Origin of the sequence: Pseudomonas sp. BN102 (assembly GCF_029871245.1) — a bacterium.
In the GTDB taxonomy this organism is placed as follows: domain Bacteria; phylum Pseudomonadota; class Gammaproteobacteria; order Pseudomonadales; family Pseudomonadaceae; genus Metapseudomonas.
This window is the reverse complement of sequence record NZ_SSON01000080.1, coordinates 364,004-386,059: the sequence shown is the minus strand read 5'-3', so window position 1 is coordinate 386,059 and position 22,056 is coordinate 364,004. Positions and strand designations below refer to the sequence as shown.

General features: G+C 59.7%; 20 protein-coding genes and 2 pseudogenes. 15 read left to right on the top strand and 7 right to left on the bottom strand.

The window, feature by feature from the left end; all coding sequences use genetic code 11:
- Positions 1-23 precede the first annotated feature (23 nt).
- A complete protein-coding gene (locus tag E8F12_RS29455) occupies positions 24-278 on the top strand; it encodes an Atu4866 domain-containing protein (protein WP_280328734.1) in 255 nt (84 codons plus the stop codon).
- A 38-nt stretch (positions 279-316) separates the two neighbouring features.
- On the opposite strand, the gene E8F12_RS29450 is transcribed toward E8F12_RS29455, so the two are convergent.
- Positions 317-1,228 carry an AraC family transcriptional regulator gene (locus E8F12_RS29450; protein ID WP_280328733.1) on the bottom strand — a complete coding sequence of 304 codons (912 nt, stop codon included), beginning with the start codon at positions 1,226-1,228 and terminating at the stop codon, positions 317-319.
- A 326-nt stretch (positions 1,229-1,554) separates the two neighbouring features.
- Between E8F12_RS29450 and E8F12_RS29445 the strand changes: the two genes are divergently transcribed.
- From E8F12_RS29445 to E8F12_RS29430, 4 genes and pseudogenes are all read left to right on the top strand, one after another.
- Positions 1,555-1,941: a hypothetical protein gene (locus E8F12_RS29445; protein WP_280328732.1), complete on the top strand. Its 387-nt coding sequence runs from the start codon at positions 1,555-1,557 to the stop codon at positions 1,939-1,941.
- Positions 1,942-2,004: 63 nt separating this feature from the next.
- Positions 2,005-2,802, top strand: a complete 798-nt coding sequence (locus tag E8F12_RS29440) for an alpha/beta fold hydrolase (protein ID WP_280328731.1) — start codon at positions 2,005-2,007, stop codon at positions 2,800-2,802.
- Positions 2,803-2,944: 142 nt separating this feature from the next.
- A complete protein-coding gene (locus E8F12_RS29435; RefSeq protein ID WP_280328730.1) occupies positions 2,945-3,424 on the top strand; it encodes a VOC family protein in 480 nt (159 codons plus the stop codon).
- Between the two features lie 69 nt (positions 3,425-3,493).
- Positions 3,494-3,637, top strand: a pseudogene (locus E8F12_RS29430) (MFS transporter); the annotation flags it as partial.
- A 157-nt stretch (positions 3,638-3,794) separates the two neighbouring features.
- Here E8F12_RS29430 and E8F12_RS29425 read toward each other — a convergent pair.
- On the bottom strand, positions 3,795-4,439 hold the full coding sequence (locus E8F12_RS29425) for a hypothetical protein (RefSeq protein WP_280328729.1): 645 nt from the start codon (positions 4,437-4,439) through the stop codon (positions 3,795-3,797).
- 565 nt (positions 4,440-5,004) lie between these two features.
- Here E8F12_RS29425 and E8F12_RS29420 point away from each other — a divergent pair.
- Positions 5,005-5,913, top strand: coding sequence for a LysR substrate-binding domain-containing protein (locus tag E8F12_RS29420; RefSeq protein ID WP_280328728.1), 909 nt, complete (start codon positions 5,005-5,007; stop codon positions 5,911-5,913).
- A 163-nt stretch (positions 5,914-6,076) separates the two neighbouring features.
- Here the strand turns inward: E8F12_RS29420 and E8F12_RS29415 are convergent, their stop codons facing one another.
- Positions 6,077-7,783 carry a BCCT family transporter gene (locus tag E8F12_RS29415; protein WP_280328727.1) on the bottom strand — a complete coding sequence of 569 codons (1,707 nt, stop codon included), beginning with the start codon at positions 7,781-7,783 and terminating at the stop codon, positions 6,077-6,079.
- 412 nt (positions 7,784-8,195) lie between these two features.
- Here E8F12_RS29415 and E8F12_RS29410 point away from each other — a divergent pair, with 412 nt between their 5' ends.
- From E8F12_RS29410 to E8F12_RS29380, 7 genes and pseudogenes are all read left to right on the top strand, one after another.
- The gene (locus E8F12_RS29410; protein WP_280328726.1) at positions 8,196-9,386 is read left to right on the top strand and encodes an SRPBCC family protein; all 1,191 of its coding nucleotides are present in this window, start codon (positions 8,196-8,198) and stop codon (positions 9,384-9,386) included.
- A 10-nt stretch (positions 9,387-9,396) separates the two neighbouring features.
- Positions 9,397-10,842, top strand: coding sequence for an aldehyde dehydrogenase family protein (locus E8F12_RS29405; protein WP_280328725.1), 1,446 nt, complete (start codon positions 9,397-9,399; stop codon positions 10,840-10,842).
- Positions 10,843-10,855: 13 nt separating this feature from the next.
- Positions 10,856-11,017, top strand: a pseudogene (locus E8F12_RS29400) (rubredoxin); the annotation flags it as partial.
- Positions 11,006-12,241: an FAD-dependent oxidoreductase gene (locus E8F12_RS29395; RefSeq protein WP_348532440.1), complete on the top strand. Its 1,236-nt coding sequence runs from the start codon at positions 11,006-11,008 to the stop codon at positions 12,239-12,241. The pseudogene E8F12_RS29400 and the gene E8F12_RS29395, both read left to right, overlap by 12 nt.
- A gap of 10 nt (positions 12,242-12,251) precedes the next feature.
- Positions 12,252-13,580, top strand: coding sequence for an FAD-dependent oxidoreductase (locus E8F12_RS29390; RefSeq protein WP_280328724.1), 1,329 nt, complete (start codon positions 12,252-12,254; stop codon positions 13,578-13,580).
- A complete protein-coding gene (locus E8F12_RS29385) occupies positions 13,577-13,948 on the top strand; it encodes an ethanolamine utilization protein EutQ (RefSeq protein ID WP_280328723.1) in 372 nt (123 codons plus the stop codon). The genes E8F12_RS29390 and E8F12_RS29385 overlap by 4 nt, the downstream gene beginning before the upstream one ends.
- Before the next feature lie 31 nt (positions 13,949-13,979).
- Positions 13,980-15,155 (top strand): MFS transporter, encoded by a 1,176-nt coding sequence (locus E8F12_RS29380; RefSeq protein ID WP_280328722.1) that lies wholly within the window; start codon positions 13,980-13,982, stop codon positions 15,153-15,155.
- A 239-nt stretch (positions 15,156-15,394) separates the two neighbouring features.
- Here the strand turns inward: E8F12_RS29380 and E8F12_RS29375 are convergent, their stop codons facing one another.
- A complete protein-coding gene (locus tag E8F12_RS29375; RefSeq protein ID WP_280328721.1) occupies positions 15,395-16,078 on the bottom strand; it encodes a type 1 glutamine amidotransferase domain-containing protein in 684 nt (227 codons plus the stop codon).
- 529 nt (positions 16,079-16,607) lie between these two features.
- Between E8F12_RS29375 and E8F12_RS29370 the strand changes: the two genes are divergently transcribed.
- The gene (locus E8F12_RS29370) at positions 16,608-17,615 is read left to right on the top strand and encodes an acetoacetate decarboxylase (ADC) (protein WP_280328720.1); all 1,008 of its coding nucleotides are present in this window, start codon (positions 16,608-16,610) and stop codon (positions 17,613-17,615) included.
- Between the two features lie 145 nt (positions 17,616-17,760).
- Here the strand turns inward: E8F12_RS29370 and E8F12_RS29365 are convergent, their stop codons facing one another.
- The gene (locus tag E8F12_RS29365) at positions 17,761-18,213 is read right to left on the bottom strand and encodes a MerR family transcriptional regulator (RefSeq protein WP_280328719.1); all 453 of its coding nucleotides are present in this window, start codon (positions 18,211-18,213) and stop codon (positions 17,761-17,763) included.
- A gap of 222 nt (positions 18,214-18,435) precedes the next feature.
- Here E8F12_RS29365 and E8F12_RS29360 point away from each other — a divergent pair, with 222 nt between their 5' ends.
- Positions 18,436-19,266 carry an alpha/beta hydrolase gene (locus E8F12_RS29360; RefSeq protein WP_280328718.1) on the top strand — a complete coding sequence of 277 codons (831 nt, stop codon included), beginning with the start codon at positions 18,436-18,438 and terminating at the stop codon, positions 19,264-19,266.
- Positions 19,267-19,547: 281 nt separating this feature from the next.
- Here the strand turns inward: E8F12_RS29360 and E8F12_RS29355 are convergent, their stop codons facing one another.
- Positions 19,548-20,279 (bottom strand): RNA methyltransferase, encoded by a 732-nt coding sequence (locus tag E8F12_RS29355; protein WP_280328717.1) that lies wholly within the window; start codon positions 20,277-20,279, stop codon positions 19,548-19,550.
- Positions 20,280-20,290: 11 nt separating this feature from the next.
- Complete coding sequence (locus E8F12_RS29350) at positions 20,291-21,928, bottom strand: NAD(P)/FAD-dependent oxidoreductase (protein WP_280328716.1); 1,638 nt, start codon at positions 21,926-21,928, stop codon at positions 20,291-20,293.
- Positions 21,929-22,056: the final 128 nt, after the last annotated feature.

Below are 22,056 nucleotides of genomic sequence, written 5' to 3'. Positions count from 1 at the left end.
AATCCGGACAGAGGAGCGATGAGATGGCACGTCCTTCAGGTGATCAGAATAAGTACGTTGGCATGTGGGTGACCGCAGATGGCCACATCCGTCACGAACTGTTGGCCGGCGGCCGCTATGACGAGGCCCGTGGCAACAAGCAGAGCGCTTACCAGGGTCGCTACTGGCTGGAGGGAGACCACATCGAGTACGTGGACGACACCGGCTTCACCGCGGATGGAGAGTTCCGCGACGATGTCCTCTATCACGCCGGCATGGTCTTGCATCGCGAACGGTGAGTTGCGCAGAACCACTCGGAGTCTCGTTTCGCAAGCAATCAGGCGATGCTGCGTGGGTTCAATGAGTCTCTCGACGGCGCAATTCCGAATAGCCTGCTGTACTCGCGACTGAACTGCGAGGGACTTTCGTAGCCGACCTGGAAGCAGGCTGACGAAACGTCGAAACCTTCACTGATGATCAGCCGCCTGGCCTCCTGAAGGCGCAGTTGCTTCTGGTATTGCAGCGGGCTCATGGCGGTGACGGCCTTGAAGCGCTGATGAAGGGTAGAAGTGCTGAGGTTTACACGCTTCGCCAGGTCATCGATGCGCAGTGTGTCGGTGTAATGCTTGTTCAGCCAGTCGATGGCCCGGGTGACTCGGTGAGTCTGGCTATCCGCGAATGCCACGGCGTACAAACGCTGACCCTGGTCGCTATGCAGCAGACGGTAGAAGATCTCGCGTATGGCCAAAGGGGCCAGGGTGGCGATGTCTTGAGGCGTATCCAGCAGACGTATCAGGCGCAGCAGCGCATCCAGTATCGGTGAGTTGACGCGCTCCAGGTAGAGCCCCCGTTTCGGGGGACTGGGCACCCCCATCGGGCTGGCATCGGCAATCAGTTGCGTAATTTCGAGTGGGTCCAGATCCAGCCTGATGCAAAGGTACGGCTCCTGGGGGCTGGCTTCGATCACCTTGCCGGCGAGCGGCAGGGTCACCGAGACGACCAGGTAGTTCAGTGGGTCGTAGACGTAGCGCTCATCGTGCAGCTGTATCTCTTTTCGGCCTTGTGCGACGACGCAGAGCCCGGGCTTGTGCACGGTGTGGATCAGGTCGGTAGGGGAGTCACTGCAAACGAAGTGCAACGGGCCGATCGCGGTTCCGTGCACGCCGTACGTCGAGGCGTGACGTTGTATCAGGGCGGCCAACTCCTCACGACGGCGGATGATGTCCTCTGAGATGGGCTCATCACTCATATCGGTGGTTCTCCTGAGGTTCAGTGAGGCCAGTCGGCCGTTTCAGGCTTGCTGCCAGAATCCATTTTTGTTCTCGTGATAGCAATCGAAGGGAGCCTATTGGGGTTTTGCGCGAAACTGGCGCAAAGAAGCGCGCTCCGCGGGTGAGGGCGCTTGAGCAGGCCGGCTAGCATGGATTGGGCCCGACCTGAACTCGAGATTGGCCCTGTCGGAGGCGTACGGGTACCTCAAACTTCCGCTTGTGGCCGAGATCTGCCGGTACCCAATGGCAGCTACAGCCAGGAGCGGACGATGGACTCAATGATGGCAAATGGGCGGCATCGCCGATGCTGCTTTCGAAGTTAGAAGGCAGCAGGGATTGCCGTCACCCTTGTCGTGTTTCTCTCTGGGCGATGTCGCATTTGCCGCAACCACGTCTAGGCTATGAACGGCGAATCCACGAGATGCTGTTCCCAAATATCGAGTTCGACTGGGCAGCCTACTGTTCTGCTGGAGGCCTCGACGTCGATGCGCCGCACCGTGATGACAAGTGGTGCAATGCCAAGGGTGACGTTCAAGCCTTCTGGAGCCATGCGCACCGGCACCGCGGTATCTTTGTCACTTCCGATAAGAACTTCCACGCGGCGTCAAAGAAGCCAAGACTCATTGCACTTGCGAGTGGGGCGTTAGAAGCGCCTGAAACGGTGCTGAGCCTTGTAGCGAGGCAAAGCTGAGGCCTCCACCGGCAAGGCGCTTGGCTCAAACGTCAGACCCGCCTACAACTCATCGGAGCGCATATGACCCGATCTGAACCATATGTCCGTGAAGCCGGTCGCGGCGCGGCCGTCGTTTGCTTCCACTGCAACGCCAGCAGTTCCAGCCAATGGCGTAGTCTGATGGACCTCTTGTCTCCGACCCACCGCGTCCTGGCGCTGGACTCCTACGGGTCAGGCAATAGTCCAGACTGGCACTCCGATCGATTCATATCGCTTGCGGATGAGGTCGCGTTCATTGAGCCTGTCTTAGCTCGCTTGCCGTCACCCGTCACATTGGTCGGTCACTCCTATGGTGCGGCCGTGGCGTTAAAGGCTGCCCTCATGGCCCCGACCCGCGTGCGAGCGCTGGTGCTGTACGAGCCTACCTTGTTTTCGCTCATCGACGCTTTTACGCCACCTCCTAATCGCGCTGATGGCATTCGCGATGCAGTCTCTGCTGCCGGTGCTGCATTGGATCGTGGCGACCGCGACGCGGCCGCGAAGGTGTTCATCGATTACTGGATGGGTGAGGGTGCTTGGGCAAACACCCCGGAGCACCGTCGGCAGCCGATAGCGGACTCCGTGGCAAACGTGCGCAGATGGGGCCATGCGCTGTTCACTGAGCCCACACCCATCCAGACGTTTCACCGGCTCGATGTACCCATCCTGTACATGGCCGGCAAGCGCTCGACAGCTTCGGCGCAAGGTGTCGCCCAGCTCCTAATTCCGGCACTTCCCCGCGTACGCGCGGTAGAGTTCGAGGAACTTGGGCATATGGGCCCGATCACTCGGCCAGAGGTGGTAAATGCCGAGATCAAGCGGTTCCTCGAGCAGGTCTAACCCTTCCATCGATAGGACGTCACCCGGCAAGCCGGGCGACGCTTCTCATGTCAAACGTTATGAATGTCTGTAAAGGGTCGGGAAGCGACAGGCTGGCTGCGCGGCTAGAATCCATGACCAGTACCAATCGTGGAGAACCAAGATGATCAGCAAAAACACGATATGCCTCTGGTATGACGGCACTGCGTTGGATGCCGCGACGTTCTATGCCGAGACGTTCCCGGACAGTGTGGTGGGCGCTGTCCATCGCGCGCCTGGCGACTATCCTGCTGGCAAGCAGGGCGATGTCTTGACAGTCGAGTTCACGGTGATGGGCATCCCTTGCCTTGGTCTGAACGGAGGGGCGGCGTTCAAACATAACGAGGCATTCTCGTTCCAGGTTGCGACTGATGACCAGGCCGAGACCGATCGCTTGTGGAACGCAATCATCGGGCATGGTGGCCAGGAAAGCGCATGCGGATGGTGCAAGGACAAATGGGGCCTGTCGTGGCAGATCACACCACGCGTATTGACGGCCGCCATTACCAATCCTGATCGAGCAGCGGCCAAGCGCGCGTTCGAAGCGATGATGGGCATGCAAAAGATTGATATCGCCGCGATCGAAGCTGCGCTGAAGGGTTAACCAGCGCTTAGGGCCGAGCGCCGTCAGCGTGACGCCCCGTTGGATGGCAATGCTGCTGCATCATCGGGGGTGCCGTTGACGTCCGCTATGGGTGGTGGCTCCCAGACGATGTACGCAGCGGCGATCATCACGCTGTTCGGTCTGCCGATGTCCTGGATGCTGGCACCTGAAACCCGTTCGCTAAGCCTTCAGCAAGCGGCATCGCTCAGCTAGAAGCGTCTCATTGGTGTGGCGATGTGGCGGTTGGTCATGCGCTTTCTTGCGCTTGCCGCTGCGCTCGCCACTTTGACGGCAACACGCCATGGGCGTGCAGAAACTGCTTATTGAAGTGAGACCGATCGGTATGCACCCAGACATGGAGTTGCGTTGGTTAACCAATATGCGTAACGGATGTGGACCGCAGCAGATCCATCAGGGCCAGGACGATCAGGGTGGCGACGACGAACCTGGAAATGGCGATGAAGGTGGCCGGCAGCAGGGGCAAGTCGAGGAGCCGGCGCAGCAGGGCGATCTGCGAGAACAAGTACCAGATGCAGGCGAGGGTGGTGAGAAGCATTGCCAGCGCTACCTGGATGCCTGCCAGCAGGTTGGCTGCGATCAGCACGATGGAAAGAGGGGAGGCCAGGTAGCACTGGATGTAGAAGGGCTCGCGCAGTGTGGTGCGGCTCACGCGGACTCGCCGCACCCGCAGCATGGCCATGGCCGGCATCAGCGCGTACAGGCCGTAGCTGAAGCTGCGCACCAGCAGCGTCAGCAACTCGCCGGAAACCAATGGCGAAGGTCGATCCGGTATGGCGAAGCCGACGAGATGGGCAAGGACGATGGAAAGGACCAGCATCAGCGGTGGGCTGAGCATGCCGCTGAAGCGCTGGTCAGGCTGCTGCTCGAGCTGTCGTCGGGTATAGAGCGAAACGGCGATGGGGTTGCGTAGCACTCGCCAGAGCGTTCGCGGAAAGGAAATGGGCCAGGTCGCGACCTTCCAGAGGAATGCCTCGAGCGATTGCAGACTGCGCAAGAAGACCACCATCCGACAGGCATCTGGAGTGGCTGGAAGGTTGCCACGCGGCCCGTTCCAGGGACATCACGGGCAACCCACAACTGATCTGCGCAATGCGTTCGAAGCAGATCCAGTTCACTTGAGCATAGCCGAACCACTTCCGGTATTCGTTTCACCGCCAGCCGGGAAGGGCACCCGAGAGCGCTCCTCCTGAACAACCTGGGCCTTGAACGGTTTGGGTAAGCGCTTCGTTGGCGCATGGAAATCCTGACGTTAAGGACGATGGTGTCCGCTTAGAAATAAGCGAACTGGAGCCAAACGAATGCCGGAAGTGCCGTTCGATTTGGGCTTCAAGCGTTACCTGACGAGAAAAGGGGAGAGATCCAATTTTGCTGCTCTAATGTCCCCTTCTGGCCGAAGGCAGAACTCAAGGTTGTCTCCGAGGGGGGACTTTTAGCAGTGGCCTACAACTAGCGGAAGGACGCAGAAATCAGGCCAATTTAGCCCTTGCAACGCACCAGAACCGATGGCGGACCGCTAAAATGCCTGACTGAAAAATAAAAAATGAGATGGTTCATCAACCGTGAGAATCCAACCGCTTCCGCCGCTCAATAGTCTGCTTGCCTTTGAATCCGCCGCCCGCCACCTGAGCTTTACCTTTGCTGCCAAAGAATTGAATGTCACACAGGGCGCGATTAGCCGTCAGGTTCGCTTGCTGGAGGATTATCTCGGAAAGACATTGTTCGAACGGACAACTCGAACCATCAATCTGACGCCGGCAGGAGCCCAATACTACGAAACGGTTCGAGACTGTCTGCTGCATCTGGCCCGCTCCACTGGGGAGATACGGCAATGGCGAGGCGACCAGCAGGTGACCGTCGCCACCAGCACAGCAATGGCATCGCTGTGGCTGCTGCCTAAGGTTGCCGAGTTTCAAAGCCAGCATGAGGAGATCGACCTCAGGATCATCGCTCTCGATCATGTGAAGGACTACTCCAGGCTCGATTGCGATCTGGCGCTGTATTACTGCAGCACACCACCAAAGGGTATGGAAGTCACGCCACTTTTCTCGGAGGAGATTTACCTGGTTTGCAGCCCTGGATATCTGGCAAAGCATCCCCAGATTTCTTCGATCGAAGGGCTTTCTTCCTGCACGTGGCTGTGGCTTGAGGATTCGCAGCGCGACTGGATCGGGTGGCCGGAGTGGTTCAAGCGACTTGGGCATGAGCCTATCTCGCCGAAGCACCGGGTCAACATCAACAGCTACAGCATGGTGATCCAGTCCGCTATCAGCGGGCAGGGCGTGGCGCTCGCATGGAACAGGCTTGTGGATGAGCCTTTGAGTACGGGGGCGCTGGTACGTCCAAACGATCTTGTTCTTCAGACAGACGCAAAGTTCTGCCTGCTGGAGCCTCTCAGTGGGCGTGGACCACGACAAAGCGTGAGGTTGTTCCACGACTGGCTCATGGGGCTGCCTTCCGTTTGCGGGTAGGTGGCTCCGGCAAATAGTTGTCCTGTGGCCTGGGCGATGTGAAAGTTCCGAAACGACCGAAGCCGTCAGCTTGTGGCTGACGGCTTCGGCGCTTTCAGGTGGCTAGGGAACTGATTGGACGATTGCCGATGAATCGACCGCACGGGTCACTGGATTGCCAATTTCAGCCGGCTTTTCGTGCGGTCAGTGGTGCTATGTCCGCAGCCGCGCCCAGTGCTGGTCCGCGAGGTTGCAGGACACCCTCCTGGGAAAGCTCCTGAACGGGTAGACGGCCACCCGGGGGTAGGTAGGGTTGGCCGCTGAACGACTCCTGCCGCAGGCTGCGAATCAGGGTGTAGCTCATTACCATCATCAGGATTGCGATTGGCAGGCCCACGACAATGCTCGCCATTTGAATAGCCTTGAGCCCTCCCGCCAGGAGAAGCCCGGCAGCCACGGCGCCTTCCAGGATGCACCAGAGCAGCCTGATCCAGTTGGGCGGGTTTGTACTTCCCAGGGCGTTCAGTGTGCAGAGCACTTGAGTGCCGGCGTCGGCCGTGGTGACGAAGTGTACGGCCAGCAGCAGGCAGACAAGTATGGAGAGCGCGCCACCCACGACCGGGCCGTCCAGCTTTTCCAGCAGGGTGAACATGGCCGCGGTGGCTTCTTTCTGGGTGGCCAGGAGGATGGAGCCCCCTTCGAATTTCGCCTGATCCTGAACGAGCTCGGCGTTCGCGGCCGCTTTCTCGTACTGCTGGCGCTCGGTCTGTTCGTTCTTCAGAGCGGCTCCGCCGAAGACGGACATCCACAGAATCGTGACCAGTGTGGGGACCACCAGGGCGCCGACGATGAGTTCCCGAATCGTGCGCCCCTTGGAGATCCGCGCGATGAATAGGCCTACGAAGGGACCCCAGGTCATCCACCACGGCCAGTAGAAGGCAGTCCACCAGTTCTGCCATTCGGTGTCCTTCTGGGTGTCCATCCAGAGGCTCAGGCCGACCAGGTTCTGCAGGTAATCCCCGGTGGATTCGAACATGAGGTTGAGGATGTAACGAGTCGGGCCGATGGCGAGGACGATCAGCATCAACGCGAACGAGATGTACATGTTCAACGTCGAAATCCGCTTCATCCCTTTGGACAGGCCAGCCAGGAGCGATACGGAGGCGATGATGGTGACCACCAGGATGATGGACAGCTGGAGGCCGATGCTGATGGGGAGCCCGAATACCTGGTGAAGGCCGGTATTGATCTGCGCGACACCCAGGCCGAGCGATTGGGAGACGCCAAAGGCCGTGATCGCGACGCCCATGATGTCCACGACATGGCCGATCCATCCGTAGATCCGGTCACCGATCAGCGGATACAGCAGCGACCGAAGGGCCAACGGCAAACCCTTGCGATAGGCGAAGTAAGCCAGGCTCAGGCCGATCAGGGAAAAGATCGCCCATGGATGGAGACCCCAGTGGAACAGGGTAATCCGCATCGCGACGCTTGCCGCTTCATCCGTCAATCCCTTGGCGAAGGGATTCTCGGCGTAATGCAGCATCGGCTCGGCAACGGACCAGAAGATCAGCCCGATGCCCATGCCGGCGCTGAACAGCATGGCGATCCAGGAACCGAAACTGAACTCCGGTTCGTCGTCATGGGCGCCCAATTTCAAGGTGCCGAATTTGCTGACGGATATCCAGATCAGCAGGCAGAGGGCGCCGCTCACCAGGGCCAGGTAGTACCACTTGAAGTTGTTCAGAATGAAGGTCGACGCTGATTCGAAGGCTTGGGCAGCTCGCTCGTCCATGAGCGCGCAGAACAGCACGAACAGCACCACGGTGGCTATCGAAGTCACCGTGACATGGGGGTTGAGGCCTTTGAGGAGGCCCGATTCTGCACGCATGTCATTCCCCTTTTATTTTTGTTTAAGGGTTGAGGGCTTTGCTCGGCGAAGCGGGGCATGTCACCGGCTGTTGCTCGGGACCACGGTTGCCGCTTCTCGGCGGGGCGACCTCGGGTCGTTGGCGCCCCGAGATGTGGCAACAAAATGGTGGAAGCCCGGACGCGCGACAACTCATTTCTCCTCATCGATTAATTACCAAATATCATAAATTAATCTCTCTGCAATCCAGGAGGAGCGCCCAATAAAGTCGATGGGCTGGTCAGGATGGAGTGATTTAAAGTAATGATTAAAAGTCATTAATCTGCGCAAAAAAATCGTTTGTCCACTGCTTCGTCTCTTGCCGAAACTCGCCGCCATGCAGCAGGCCCGTTACGCCGTGCATTTCCATTCGTGCCAGCAAGAGAGAACAACAATGACTTCCTCGACCGCGACTCGCCTCATCCCGACTCATGCCCTGGAAACCGTCCTGGCTCCCATCCATGAAGCTCATGGCCTGACCAACGAGTTCTATACCGAGCAGCGCTATTTCGAACTGGAGCGCGATCAAGTGCTCGGTCGCAACTGGGCCTGCATCGGTTTCGCGACTGATCTGCCGAAGAACAGCTACGTCAAGCCGGTGGACTTCATGGGTCTGCCGCTGCTGATGATGCGCAACCGCGAGGGTGTTGTTCAGGTATTCCATAACGTCTGCAGCCACCGTGGCGTGAAGCTGGTGCAGCAAGCCGGCGAGGTGCAGGGTGTGATTCGCTGCCCCTATCACTCCTGGACTTATGACCTGAACGGTGGCCTCAAAGGGACTCCGCACGTCGGCGGTATCAACCAGCACAAGGACGATCGTTTCGCTTGCGAGAAGCATGGCCTGAAGGCTCTGCGCACCACCATCTGGATGGACATGGTGTTCATCAACCTGTCCGGTGATGCGCCGGCCCTGGAAGAACAGCTCGCGCCGCTGACCGAGCGCTGGACGCAGTTCCTCGGAGCCGAGGGCATGGGGCTGATGCGTCGCGAAGCGAGCAGCGGAGCCATGAGCATCGAGGTCAACTGCAACTGGAAGCTTGCAGTGGAGAATTACTGCGAGGCCTATCACCTGCCGTGGGTGCACCCGAGCCTGAACAGCTATTCGCGACTGGAAGATCACTACAACATCTGGTTCGACCAGTTCGCCGGCCAGGGCAGTTATGCCTACAACCTCTCCGACGTCGCCGGTACGCACCTGCCGATCTTCCCGTCCTGGCCGCAGGATCGCCTGCGTACAGCCGAGTACGTGGCTTTCTTCCCCAACGTCTTGCTGGGCATTCAGGCAGACCATGCTTTCGCCATGATGCTGGAGCCGATCGCTCCCGGTAAGACCGTCGAGCACTTGCGTCTCTTCTACGTAGGCGACGAGGCACTCGATAGCCGTTTCGAGGCTGCCCGCAATGCAGTCATGGAGTCCTGGCGGGTGGTGTTCGCCGAAGACATCGCATCGGTAGAAGGCATGCAGAAGGGCCGATACTCCCCCGGCTATAACGGTGGCGCGTTCTCTCCGGAAATGGACGTGCCGACCCACTTCTTCCACAAGTGGGCGGCGCGTCAGCTTCTCGATTGCGCACAGAACGCCTGAGGTGATGGCCATGCATTCGATCGCATCGCACTGGCTGAACTTCATTGACGGTCAGTGGACCGACAGTGAGCAGCACATCACCGTCAACAGTCCCGGCACGACCGAACTGGTTGCCACGGTCGCCCAGGCCAGCATCGCCGATGCGGAACGGGCCATCCAGGCGGCACGACGCTGCGCCGACAGCGGGGAGTTGACCCGTGCACGCCCGGCGCAGCGGGTTGCCTGGCTGCTGGAGGTCGCCGCGCAGATCCGCGCGGTGACCGAAGAGGGGGCATGGGTCCTGTGCCAGGAGAACGGCAAGAGTCTGCGTGATGCCCGCGACGAGTTCATCGAAGCGGCTCGCTACTTCGAGTATTACGCCGGAATGGCCGACAAGATCGAGGGGACATCCATTCCGCTCGGCAACGGTTACATGGACTTCACCGTCTACGACCCGATGGGCGTCTCGCTGCAGATCGTGCCGTGGAACTTTCCAGTGTCCATCTGTGCTCGATCGCTGGCACCTGCCTTGGCCGCGGGCAATGCGGTCGTGATCAAATCGCCTGAGCTTTCTCCGCTGGGGCTCTGCGTCCTTTTGAAGGCCATCGAGCGTGCCGGGTTGCCGCGCGGCGCGGTCAACCTGATCTGTGGTCGTGGCCGGGAAGTGGGTGCATACATGGCCGGGCATCGCGACGTCGATCAGATCGTCTTCACGGGTTCCGTCGGTACTGGCCAGAGCATCCTGCGTGCCGCTGCAGAGCACGCCATTCCCAGCGTCATGGAACTGGGCGGCAAGTCGGCCGCGCTGGTATTTCCCGATGCTGATCGCGAGCAACTGCTGGCCAGCGTCAGGAGCGGCATTTTCTTCAATGCCGGCCAGGTCTGTTCGGCAATGTCGCGATTGCTGGTGCATCGCTCGGTGTATGACGACGTCGTCGCTGAAGTGGTGGTGATGGCCGAGGGTCTTAGTGTCGGCGTGGGCCAGGACGATCCGGAACTGACGCCGGTGATCTCCGCAGGCCAGCTCGAGGGCATCGAGGCCATGTGTCGCCGGGCCCAGGAGGAAGGGGCGGTGGTCGCAACCGGTGGCGAGGCGATCAACGGATTGCGCGGGCATTACATGGCGCCGACGGTTTTCCGGGATGTCACCCCGGATATGGAAATCGCCCAGGCCGAAGTGTTCGGTCCGGTCCTCGCGGTGATTCCCTTCGATACCGAGGACGAGGCCATCGCCATCGCCAATGGCACCGAATTCGGACTGGTCTCGGGCGTCTTCACCCGGGATCTCGATCGCGCCCTGCGCTGTGCACGTCGGCTGCGCGCCGGCCAGGTATTCGTCAACGAATGGTACGCCGGTGGCATCGAAACACCGTTCGGCGGAGTAGGGCTGTCTGGATTCGGCCGGGAGAAAGGGCAGGAGGCTCTCTACAGCTACGTCCGGACCAAGAACCTGGCCTTGCGCATCAAGGGTGAGTGAGGGGGATACGGCGATGAAGAAATGGCTCTGCATCATCTGTGGCCTGATCTATGACGAGGCACAGGGCTGGCCGGACGACGGTATTCCCCCCGGTACCGGCTGGGAAGATGTCCCGGACGACTGGCTCTGCCCCGACTGCAAGGTGGGCAAGTCCGACTTCGAGATGATCGAGATCAGCGAACCGGTGACGGCCGTGGCCGCTCCGCCGGCCGTCATGAAGCAGCCGCTTGCTGCGGCTCTTCCTGCACAGCCGGTGGTCATCATCGGCAGCGGCCATGCCGGCTACGGTCTGGCCCAGGAGCTGCGCAAGGCCAACCCGCAGCTGGATATCCGGGTGCTGACTCAGGAATCTGGGCACATCTACTCCAAGCCGGCGCTGTCCATCGCGCTGGCCCAGGGACGTAGCGCGGCGGCCTTGGCGACGGAAGGCCCGCTGGCGCTGGAGCGGCGCTTGGGCATCCGCATCTACACGCATTGTCGGGTCGAGCGAATCGATGCCACGGCGCGACGCCTGTACACCAGCCTCGGCGAGATGGAGTACGGCCAGCTCGTGCTGGCCAGTGGCGCTTCCCCGGTGCGCTTGCCTATCGAGGGCTGTGCCGATGCGCTACTCAGCGTCAACAACCTGCAGGACTACCGCGAGTTCCGTGAGCGGCTGGAGGGTGTGCGCAGTGTCGCGATCCTCGGCGATGGGCTGATCGGATGCGAGTTCGCCAATGACCTGGCCAGCAGCGGCTATCAGGTGCGGGTAATCGGCCTGGGTTCCTGGCCCATGGCGCGCCTGTTGCCAGAACCGGTGGGCCTGCAATTGCAGCAGGCGCTGTCCGCCCTTGGAGTGCAGTGGAGTTTGCGCACGACCCTGCAGCGTATCGACCGGGGCGCCGATGGATATCGAATGACCTTGGCCGATGGCCAGAGCCTCGGTGCCGACCTGGTGCTATCCGCGGTCGGCCTGCGGCCCAACCTGGAGCTCGCGCTGGAGGCCGGCTTGGCGTGTGGACGCGGCATCAAGGTCGATGCACGCCTGCAGACGTCACAGCCGGGTATCTACGCGCTGGGCGACTGCATCGAGATCGACGGGCAGCTGCTGCCTTACCTCGCGCCCATCAACGAGGGCATACGTGCCCTGGCCAGGACCTTGCTGGGACAGCCGACTCCGGTCAGTTACCCGCTGGCCCCGGTTACGGTGAAAACCCCGGCGGCACCCCTCTGCCTCCTGCCGCCACCTGTCGATTGCGAAGGTCAGTGGCGTTGCGATGCGACCGGTGACGGTCTGAGCGCAGCCTTCCATGACCTTTCCGGGGCCATGCGTGGCTTCGTCCTCCTCGGACGGCAGGCGCAACTGAAACGAAATGCCTGGCTGCAGAGCTGTCAGGACACCCAACCGAACGTGGCCTGAGGGCCGACCAATGAACAGTATCGTTAACCTGCCTCATGACGACCGCAGTTGTGGCTGGTACGCCGCGCTGCCTGAACCGCTTCCCTGCAGGCGCCTGATTGGCGAGCAGAAGGCCGACTACGTAGTGATAGGCGCGGGCTTCGCAGGACTCGCTGCGGCGCGCCGGTTGGCCGAGCACCTTCCGCAGTCGCGTATTGTCCTGGTGGACGCCCAGCGTATCGGTTACGGGGCATCCGGCCGCAACTCCGGCTTCGTCATCGACTTGCCACACAAGTTCGCCCTGGAGCATCCCGATCCGCAGCACAAGCAGCGACTGCTCGGCCTCAACCGTGCGGCCATTGACCAGTTGCAAACGCTGATTGGTCGCCACGGCATCGATTGCCAGTGGTCCCATGCCGGCAAGTACCAGGGCGCGGTGGGCGCGCGCGGCCTGGCCTATCTCGATCATTTCGAGAAGCTGATGTCCGACCTTGGCGAACCCTATCGCCTGGTCGAACGCGAAGAGCTCGCCGGGGTGCTGGGTACCGGCTATTACAGCCGCGCCATCTTCACACCAGGCTGCTACCTCATGCAGCCGGCGGCATTGGTGCGGGGGCTGGGCGCGTCGCTTCCGAAGAATGTCGAGGTACTCGAAGAGTCGCCTGTCCGGCGCCTGGAAAAGGACACCGATGGGCGCTGGATCCTGCATGGCGACGAGGGGCTGATCCGCACGCCGAGAGTTCTGCTGGGCACCAGTATCTTCACCCAGGAGTTCGGTTACCTACGCAATCGCCTGTTGCCGGTGATGACGTTCGCCAGCTGGACACGCCCGCTCACCGACAACGAGATGGCCGCGACAGGTATCCAGGCCGATTGGGGGCTGACGCCTGCCGACCATGCGGGTACCACCGTGAGGATGACCCAGGATCGCCGTCTCATCATTCGCAACACCTACAAGCATGTTCCTCGTTACGGGCGAAGCATCGATGAGGCGACCCGCTCCAGGATCCGCGAGGATCATCGCAAGGCCTTTGTCGCCCGGTACCCACACCTTGCCGATGTGCCTTTCACTCACACCTGGGGTGGGGTCTACGCGATCTCGCGGAATTTCACCAACTACTTCGGTCAACTCGACGAAGGTGTTTTCGCAACGGCCTGCGACAACGGCGTCGGTGCGGCGTGGGGCACCATCTCCGGCACCTTGCTGGCCGATATGGCCGTCGGGACCGATTCCGAACAACTGAGCGACATTCGGGCGGTGACCGGGATGCCGTCGCTCAATCCGCCGGAGCCATTCTTGGGGTTGGGGGTCAAGACACGCATTCGGTGGGCAGCATGGAACAGCAGGAGCGAGATATGACCGGGGCCCCGAGCGGGAAAGGCCCGGTGCTGTTTGTCGATCATCGCGACCTGACTTTCACCCACCGTGGCGGGCCGCCCGGAAGCGCCAGTGTGGCCCGGGCAGTCAGCAACGAGGTGTCGCCGAATCTCGGGATCGGCTTTGCCCGTTGGGAGGGCGCCGAGGTGGCCTGGACCCTGCTTTATGACGAAGTGATCTTCGTCATCGAGGGGTGCTTTGAACTCAGGGCCAACGGGGAGCTGTATCGAGTGGCGCCAGGGCAACTGCTCTGGATTCCGGAAGGAACCGAACTCGTCTACGGCGGCCACGCACTGTTCGGCTACGTTGTGCATCCGGGCGACTGGAAGCAGCGCCACGGCCTCGTCTAATTGACGGATACACCTGACCTGGGGACTCCAATTGTTCGCACTCACCAAGGCGTTCGGGACGATTTACGCTGCGGCCCTGCTGATGCAGCTGGGTTCCAGCTTGCTGATGACTTACCTGGCCCTGCGTCTGGATGCTGCGGGTGTCGCGGAACTCTGGGGCGGCGGCCTTATGGCCGCCCATGCGCTGGGTATGGTGGTGGGGGGACGCATCGGTTACTGGCTGATCGATTGCGTCTCTCACGCACGTGCGTTCGTGGCAGGCGCCGGCGTGATCGTCACCGCGGTGCTCAGCTATCAGCTCAGTGACTGGTTGCCGCTCTGGCTGGCGTTGAGGTTCATCGTCGGCGCGGCAATGATGTGCCAGTTGATGGTCATCGAAAGTTGGCTCAGCGACTGCGCACCGGGCGACCGTCGTGGCAGCGCGATGTCGTTGTACATGGTGGCGAGCTATGTCGGCATGATGCTGGGGCAATTGCTGCTTGGCCTCGGCGACGGACTGGATGCTCTGGTCCTATCCGGGGTCGCCATCGCTTTCGCCATCGGACTGGTGCCTATGGCGCTGCATAGCGGAATGCCCCCCAGCGCCATCAGCCAGGCACGAATACCGCCCATGCTCTACGTCCGCCGCCTACCCCAGGCGTTGGGCACCATTCTCGCGTCGGGGCTGTTGAGCGGCTGCTTCTACGGATTGACACCGATCTTTGCGGCGCAATTGGGATTCACTTCCTCCCAGGTCGGTCAGTTCATGGCGCTTAGCATCGCAGCGGGGCTTCTTGCCCAGCTTCCCCTCGGAATGCTGTCGGATCGGTATTCTCGAGTGGCCCTGGTGCGAGTGACCGCTGCCTTGCTCTGCGCTGCCTACTTGCCGTTTGCCTTCCTCGATGCGCCGGAGTTCGGCTGGGTGATGTTCGCTGGTGCTGTCATAGGCTTCCTGCAGTTCTGCCTGTATCCACTTGGCGTCGCCCATGCAAATGACAATCTGGAGCCCGAGCTGCGTGTATCCGTGGCAGGTGTGCTGCTGGTGACGTTCGGTATCGGTGCGACCATCGGCCCACTGGTCGCAGGTGCACTCATGGAGCGGTTAGGCCCGCAAGCCCTTTACCTTTGTTGTATCGGCGTCACCGCGGTAGTTGTCTGCCTGGTGAGAGATGGCCAGAAAGTCTGTGCGTCAATTGTTCAGCCACGCCATTCAGGTTCCGCAGGCTAGTTGGCTCGGAGTTCTGGTTGGAGCGAAAGCCGAGGTGATCGACTGGAGAGGAAACCGATCCAAAGCAGACCTTGCCGCGGACTGCGATAGTTCAGTCGGCAGACCAAGGGGCAGCAAGGAAGGGCGGATATGGCCCCTCAATTCAGCCTGGTTGGCGGCTGTACTTTGTTTGACGGCGGTGCTGTCCTGATACCTGCGAGGATTAACAGGAAAACGCCCCTGACAATCTCAGAAAGTCATCACAGGAGTGCTGGAACCTGCTCAGCCGTCGCTTTGGCTGACTGCGGATTCTGACCGGTCACCAGCCGAGCATCGACGACGACCTTCGTTGTGAACGGTACCAGGGCTTTCTCGTACAACGCTCCTCGCCGCTTCATCTCTTCCTCAGAGTTGTAAGGCACCTTCTTCGCGACACCGGCCAACACTTCCTCAACCCAGGAATAGCCAGTGACGCGGCGGCCGGCGACCAGCAGCGTACCGTCCGACAGCTTCGTGTTCAGCAGTCCGCAGTAGCCATGGCAGACGGAAGAGACGATCCCTCCACGTTCGTAGATCTCTCGAGTGAGTCGCTGCAGGCCTGCGTCATCGGGAAAGTCCCACATCACAGCATGACCGCCAGTGAAGTAGATCGCATCGAAGTCAGCCGGATCGATCTCGTCGGGCCTGGCCGTGTTCGATAGCAGGGCCAAGCGAGCCTTGTCGGCTAGCCAGGCTTTTGCGGTGCTATCAGCATGCGGCCATTTAAGAGAGCGGGGCTCCAGGGGTGAGATTCCGCCCTTCGGACTCACGAGACGTTGCTCGTACCCTTTCGCGGAAAACACGTGGTAGGCATGGGTCAGTTCCGCCAACCACAAGCCGGTAGGCTCGGAAGGATCTGCATAGTGAGCGACGTTGCTGACGACGTGAAGTATGCGCTTGGTCATGTTGAGATCACCTACCCGTCGGCCTCGCAGATGCCGAAGACGTGTCGCTGTTACTCGCTATTAGGAAACTGGCCGTCGGCCGCGACACATTAGCCACGGAGCACCATAACCTTAAAGTTAAAATTAAGGTCAAGCTCGAGCCTACCGCTAACGGGTTGTCCCTCTCCCCGCACTAGCCCATCCAACTGTTCGTCACGGCACCTCGCCGGCCACGAGCCGGCCATTGATCGCAGCATCTTCAGTCGGGGTGACGCACTGCTCGGCATGCAGTCGCCTGCCCGCATCGTTCTGCGAGGAGCGCTTCTTCCTCCAGCCGAGGTCTCGCATAGAAAAGCTTGACCTTAAAGTTAAGTTGAAAGTTAGGGTGCTGTCGGCGGGCTCCACAGGGCATGCCCAGGCAGATGGAAATTGGCTCAAGACTGGGTCAAGGAACATGAAAGGACAGTTTCGACCGAATTCCAATCTGACAAAGCGGATTTCCCTGAACGCAAAACATTGGCAATAACCCACTTGGCGGAGAATTCAGCAAATGAAAGGCGGCAGTTTTGCAGTAATAGCGGGAATACTCATGAATACCGTTTCGGCGTTCGCATGGGCAGAAAATTCAGCCGAAGTCAAAGCGGCTGGAAGTGTGATGATCAATATTGGCGGCCATGAAGTTCCTGTGGTCGCAGGTGGTCTGTATGACCGCTTCCGCTCCAATCCTCCTCTTTCCACCATAGAGTCCGAAGCCCCTGGCGTTGACCTGAGTTGGTTCAGGGGACTCAAGAAAGCAAAGGTCGACATGGGATTCGAATCCTATTCGCCAAATTTCTACTACAAGAACAACAGAATTACCGCGGTCTTCACAGCGGACTTAGACAAGCTGAGAGAGCTGATACCTGCTGAAGTCCTGGATAAAGTCCAACCTCTTCAGGTTTGGCCGGGAAGAGGCCTGGTCGCCTTTACCGCTTACTCTTATGAGTACTGCGACAACGACAGCTATAACGAAATTGCCCTGTCCATTGTCACGAACAAGCCTGGATCGTCAAACCTGGGTCCCATCTCCCTTATTGGTCAGTCGATCTCCAAGGATTTCTGGGGGTACGTATTGAAACTCCCGGTAAATACCGAGCTTGCGAGGGTAAGGGGCGTGGTCGGGTATAACTTGCCGAAGTGGTTGACTGGTATCAATCGCCGGGAAAATGATAAGTCCGTAACCTTCGAGATCGTTGATAGCGAAACAGGCAAGGTTGATGTTGTCTTTGAAGGAGAAAAGTTGAGTAACCCTTCAGATGAAGTTGAACTGGTGACCAATGGTTTTACAAATATCGGTCATGGCGGAGAGTTGGCCTACGGCTATGCGGTATCACGTCAACTGAGTCACGCCTCTAGCACGAGTGCAGAATCGGTCAGCCTCGCGCTAAATGAAGGCAGCCTTTCTACGTTCATGAAGTCCCTGAAGCTGGGGAAAATGATGAAATACGAGTACGTGCCGCAGTTCCAAAGCGCGCTCTATGCACCCGAACCCCTGAAATCCAACTTGGACACCGAGTAATTATTTCCGGGAAACGTAAAACATCGGCACGCAACACAACCTTGCTCCAGTTTCGACTTCTGGATTCTACGGGTAGGTCGATAAGGCTACTTCGTTCAAGTCAGGCCTTCATGGCCTGACTTGCTTTATTCGGAGGAGTTATGCCTCAACCTTCCCGAGTTGGATGTAGCCGACTGGCCCCAGAAACCACATTCGATTCTTCGCGGAGGCGGTCCAATACTCGCTGCGTGTTTTCCACGCATTGCATGCCTTCCGGCTTGTTCTCGATGCTTTCGATGGCGACGAGCAACTGCGCCTTGTTGTGCTCCAGGCGCTTCTGCATGACCTCGATCTCGGTCACCTTGCGCTTGAGACTGTCCAATAGCTCCTCGTGCTTCCAATTGTTCTGGCTGACCGGCAGTAGGTGGCGGATCTCCTCCAGCGAGAAGCCTGCGGCCTGGGCCCCGGCAATGATCTCCAAAATCCAGACCGCCTCGGGGCCGTAGTCGCGATAGCCGTTTGCCTTGCGCTCAACCGAACTGATCAATCCACTGGACTCGTAAAAGCGGATGCGGGAGGCCGCCAGGCCGCTGAGCTTCGCCAGTTCACCAATTTTCATGCAGCACCTCGGAAGAAGCATTGACCTTAAAGCTTACTTTAATCCTAGAGTGCAATAGCGGCTAACTGACTCAACGGCTCACTGCAAGCATTCACAAGCAAAGCCAGGCGTGTTTTTCCGGCCGCGTTTCCAGGCATCGCCTATCGAGAAAGGCCATGAACGGTAGCTATTGGCGAATACATCGCCAGTTGCCGACCTCCACATCACACAGGAGAAGCGAACATGGGTTACGTCACAACGAAGGATGGAGTTGAAATCTTCTACAAAGACTGGGGGCCGCGCGATGCCCAAGTGATCTGCTTCCATCACGGCTGGCCGCTCAGTTCGGACGACTGGGATGCGCAGATGCTTTTCTTCCTGGCCCATGGCTTTCGCGTAGTCGCCCATGATCGCCGCGGCCATGGACGATCCAGCCAGGTCTGGGATGGCCACGACATGGATCATTACGCCGATGACGTGGCAGCGGTTGTCAACCACCTCGGAGTGCAGGGAGCCATCCATGCAGGCCACTCCACGGGCGGTGGTGAGGTCGTCCACTACATCGCACGGCATCGTGAAGACCCTGTTCCCAAGGCGGTCATCATCAGCGCGGTTCCGCCGCTGATGGTGAAGACCGCGAGCAACCCTGGCGGTCTCCCCAAAGATGTTTTCGACGATCTGCAAGCCCAGCTCGCGGCCAACCGCGCGCAGTTTTATCACGATATTCCGGCGGGTCCCTTTTACGGTTACAACCGCCCTGGAGCGAAGCCGTCGGAGGGTATCATCCGGAACTGGTGGCGGCAGGGCATGATGGGCAGCGCCAAGGCTCACTACGACGGCATCGTCGCCTTCTCCCAGACCGACTTCACCGAAGACCTTAAAAGCATCACGATCCCCGTTCTGGTGATGCATGGCGACGACGACCAGATTGTTCCTTATGAGAACTCTGGCGTGCTATCGGCGAAGCTGCTCAAGAACAGCACGCTCAAGATCTACCCGGGGTTCTCGCACGGAATGCCCACAATCAACGCCGATACGATCAACGCCGACCTGCTTGCCTTCGTGCGAAGCTGAGTTTCGCGGGGGCCAAGGAGTTCTCCTCTAGGCTCCCGCTTTTCAAGGCGGACGTCGCAATCATCCCGTCATCCTCGAAAACGTAGTGCTTCCACCAGCAAGGTGAATGCCGCGGTAGGTTATCGGCGGCTCGGGTCATACAAGTGGTAGCCGGTCACTGGCGGGCACCGGTCTTTCAACACGCTTACCCGATGACCTTCAGCAACATGACGCTGCACTTGGCCTGGGATTGGCTTGGGATTGACCGGGTTTTCCAAACGAGAGAGCGGCTCCCTGATCCGCTATCTGTTTATTTCGTACGCGCACATATTGACCGTCGCGGCCAGGTTCAGCGATTCGATGGTGCCACAACCGGGAATGGTAAATGGTTGGGCATTGAGTGCGATCAGTTGCTCGCGGGGCACGCCGCGTGCTTCGTTGCCGAACAGATAACAATCGAAAGTTTTAAAACTGGCGGATTGCAAGCTGTCGCCATTCATATCCAGGCAGGCAATGCGCTCAAAGCGCGTGCGCAAGGAGTCCAATTCCACATCCAGCTCCATGGGCGTATGAAAAATGGCGCCCATGCTGGAACGCACGACCTTGGGGTTATACGGATCAACGCTGCCAGGACTGAGCAGGCAGCGAAAATTACCGAACCACGCCAACGTGCGCAGGATGGTGCCGAGATTGCCCGGGTCCTGAATTTCATGCAGGTAAATGGCGCGCTCGTTATTGGCAGGTGCAGCAGCCGGCGCGGCAGCAGCCGGCATCGGCACCAGCGCAATGATTCCCTGCGGTGTCTTGGTGTCGGCGATCTGCGCCATTTGGCGGTCGTTGATCACATGGGTTTCAAACGGGCTTTGCCAGTGCTCGTAGGCGCCGGTTACATACAGCTGGCTGCGCTGTAGCAGCGGGTTCTGCAAGGCCGCTTTTTGCAGTTCCAGCAACAGATGTTCGCCCTCCACCAGAAAGTAACCGAACTCGGCCCGGTATTTTTTCTGGTGGAGTTTTTTTATGTCATCGAGTTTCATCAATGTGGCGCTCAGTTGGTCCGCACTTCAGTCTTGCTTATTTCAGACAGAAGCGACTTGGCCAACGCTTCGGCGACTTTGATGCCATCCACGCCCGCCGACAGAATGCCACCCGCATAACCGGCGCCTTCACCGGCCGGATACAGGCCTCGCAGGTTGAGGCTTTGCAATGTCTCGTGGTCGCGGGTGATTCGGACCGGGGAGGAGGTGCGGGTTTCGATACCGGTGAGCACCGCGTCATCGCGATCAAAACCGCGGATCTGTTTGCCAAATGCCGGCAGCGCCTCGCGGATGGCCTCGATCACATAATCCGGCAGCGAGGGCGCAAGATCGCCTAGACGCACGCCGGGTTTGTAGGAGGGTTCCACCTCGCCAAATTCGGTCGACGACACTCCGCGTACAAAGTCGCCCACCAATTGCGCGGGCGCACAGTAATCGCTGCCGCCCAATTCATAGGCGCGCGACTCCAGGCGCTCCTGCAACTCCACTCCGGCCAGCGGACCACCTGGGAAATCCTGCTCCGGGTTGATGCCCACGACTATGCCAGCATTCGCATTGCGTTCGTTGCGGGAGTACTGGCTCATGCCGTTGGTAACGACTCGCCCCGGCTCGGAAGTGGCCGCCACCACAGTGCCACCGGGGCACATGCAGAAGCTGTAGACGGCGCGGCCATTCTTGGCGTGATGCACCAGTTTGTAGTCGGCGGCGCCGAGCTCCGGATGGCCGGCGTATTTGCCCAGGCGGGCCTCGTCGATCAGTCCTTGCGGGTGTTCGATGCGAAAACCCACGGCAAAGGGTTTGGCCTCTATAAACACGCCCTGCCGGTGCAGCATACGGAAGGTATCGCGGGAACTGTGGCCCAGCGCCAGCACAACATGGCGACTGCGGATCGTTTCGCCACTGGCCAGCACCACACCCTCGAGCTGGCCATCGTTGATCAGTAGATCGGTAACCTTGTTTTCAAATCGCACCTCGCCGCCGAGGGCGATAATTTCCTCGCGCATGGTGGATACCACGCCAGTGAGGCGGAAGGTGCCGATATGCGGCTTGCTCACGTACATGATCTCTTCCGGAGCGCCGGCACGGACAAACTCGTGCATCACCTTGCGGGCGTAGAACTTGGGGTCCTTGATCTGGCTGTAGAGTTTGCCGTCCGAGAACAGGCCGGCACCACCCTCACCGAATTGCACGTTGGATTCCGGGGTCAGGACCTTTTTGCGCCACAGTGCCCAGGTATCCTTGGTGCGGCTGCGCACATCCTTGCCGCGCTCCAGCACGATGGGTTTGAACCCCATCTGCGCGAGCAACAGCGCCGCGAACAATCCACAGGGACCAAAGCCCACGACCAGCGGCCGCTCGCTCAGATCGGCCGGCGCTTGTCCTACTGGATAGTAGTGGGTGTCCGGGGCCGGGCGGATATTGTTGTCATCGGCAAAGCGCGCCAGAATCGCCGCCTCGTCGCGGGCCTCCAGATCGATGATGTAGATGAACAGAATGACGCTGTTTTTCTTGCGGGCATCGTAGCTGCGCTTGAACACGGTGAAGTTCAGCAGATCGGCGTCGCTGATACCCAGGCGTTTGACGATGGCCTTGCGCAACTCATCGGCGGAGTGATCGAGGGGCAGAGACAGTTCGTTGATGCGAATCATGGCGGTAATCCTGGCCGGTGACTCCGGCAAAGGAAGCAACAGAGGGTAGGAGTAAGGCGCGAATTGTACCCGCCGCCGCCCGCCCCTGTCAGGCCTGGCCTGATGGTTGTCCGGAAGGCGCCGTGTTG

Coding starts and splice junctions, on each gene's coding strand:
- E8F12_RS29455 (WP_280328734.1), top strand. CDS start 24: ATGGCACGTCCTTCAGGTGATCAGAATAAGTACGTTGGCATGTGGGTG.
- E8F12_RS29450 (WP_280328733.1), bottom strand. CDS start 1,228: ATGAGTGATGAGCCCATCTCAGAGGACATCATCCGCCGTCGTGAGGAG.
- E8F12_RS29445 (WP_280328732.1), top strand. CDS start 1,555: ATGCTGCTTTCGAAGTTAGAAGGCAGCAGGGATTGCCGTCACCCTTGT.
- E8F12_RS29440 (WP_280328731.1), top strand. CDS start 2,005: ATGACCCGATCTGAACCATATGTCCGTGAAGCCGGTCGCGGCGCGGCC.
- E8F12_RS29435 (WP_280328730.1), top strand. CDS start 2,945: ATGATCAGCAAAAACACGATATGCCTCTGGTATGACGGCACTGCGTTG.
- E8F12_RS29415 (WP_280328727.1), bottom strand. CDS start 7,783: ATGCGTGCAGAATCGGGCCTCCTCAAAGGCCTCAACCCCCATGTCACG.
- E8F12_RS29410 (WP_280328726.1), top strand. CDS start 8,196: ATGACTTCCTCGACCGCGACTCGCCTCATCCCGACTCATGCCCTGGAA.
- E8F12_RS29405 (WP_280328725.1), top strand. CDS start 9,397: ATGCATTCGATCGCATCGCACTGGCTGAACTTCATTGACGGTCAGTGG.
- E8F12_RS29395 (WP_348532440.1), top strand. CDS start 11,006: ATGATCGAGATCAGCGAACCGGTGACGGCCGTGGCCGCTCCGCCGGCC.
- E8F12_RS29390 (WP_280328724.1), top strand. CDS start 12,252: ATGAACAGTATCGTTAACCTGCCTCATGACGACCGCAGTTGTGGCTGG.
- E8F12_RS29385 (WP_280328723.1), top strand. CDS start 13,577: ATGACCGGGGCCCCGAGCGGGAAAGGCCCGGTGCTGTTTGTCGATCAT.
- E8F12_RS29375 (WP_280328721.1), bottom strand. CDS start 16,078: ATGACCAAGCGCATACTTCACGTCGTCAGCAACGTCGCTCACTATGCA.
- E8F12_RS29370 (WP_280328720.1), top strand. CDS start 16,608: ATGAAAGGCGGCAGTTTTGCAGTAATAGCGGGAATACTCATGAATACC.
- E8F12_RS29365 (WP_280328719.1), bottom strand. CDS start 18,213: ATGAAAATTGGTGAACTGGCGAAGCTCAGCGGCCTGGCGGCCTCCCGC.
- E8F12_RS29360 (WP_280328718.1), top strand. CDS start 18,436: ATGGGTTACGTCACAACGAAGGATGGAGTTGAAATCTTCTACAAAGAC.
- E8F12_RS29355 (WP_280328717.1), bottom strand. CDS start 20,279: ATGAAACTCGATGACATAAAAAAACTCCACCAGAAAAAATACCGGGCC.
- E8F12_RS29350 (WP_280328716.1), bottom strand. CDS start 21,928: ATGATTCGCATCAACGAACTGTCTCTGCCCCTCGATCACTCCGCCGAT.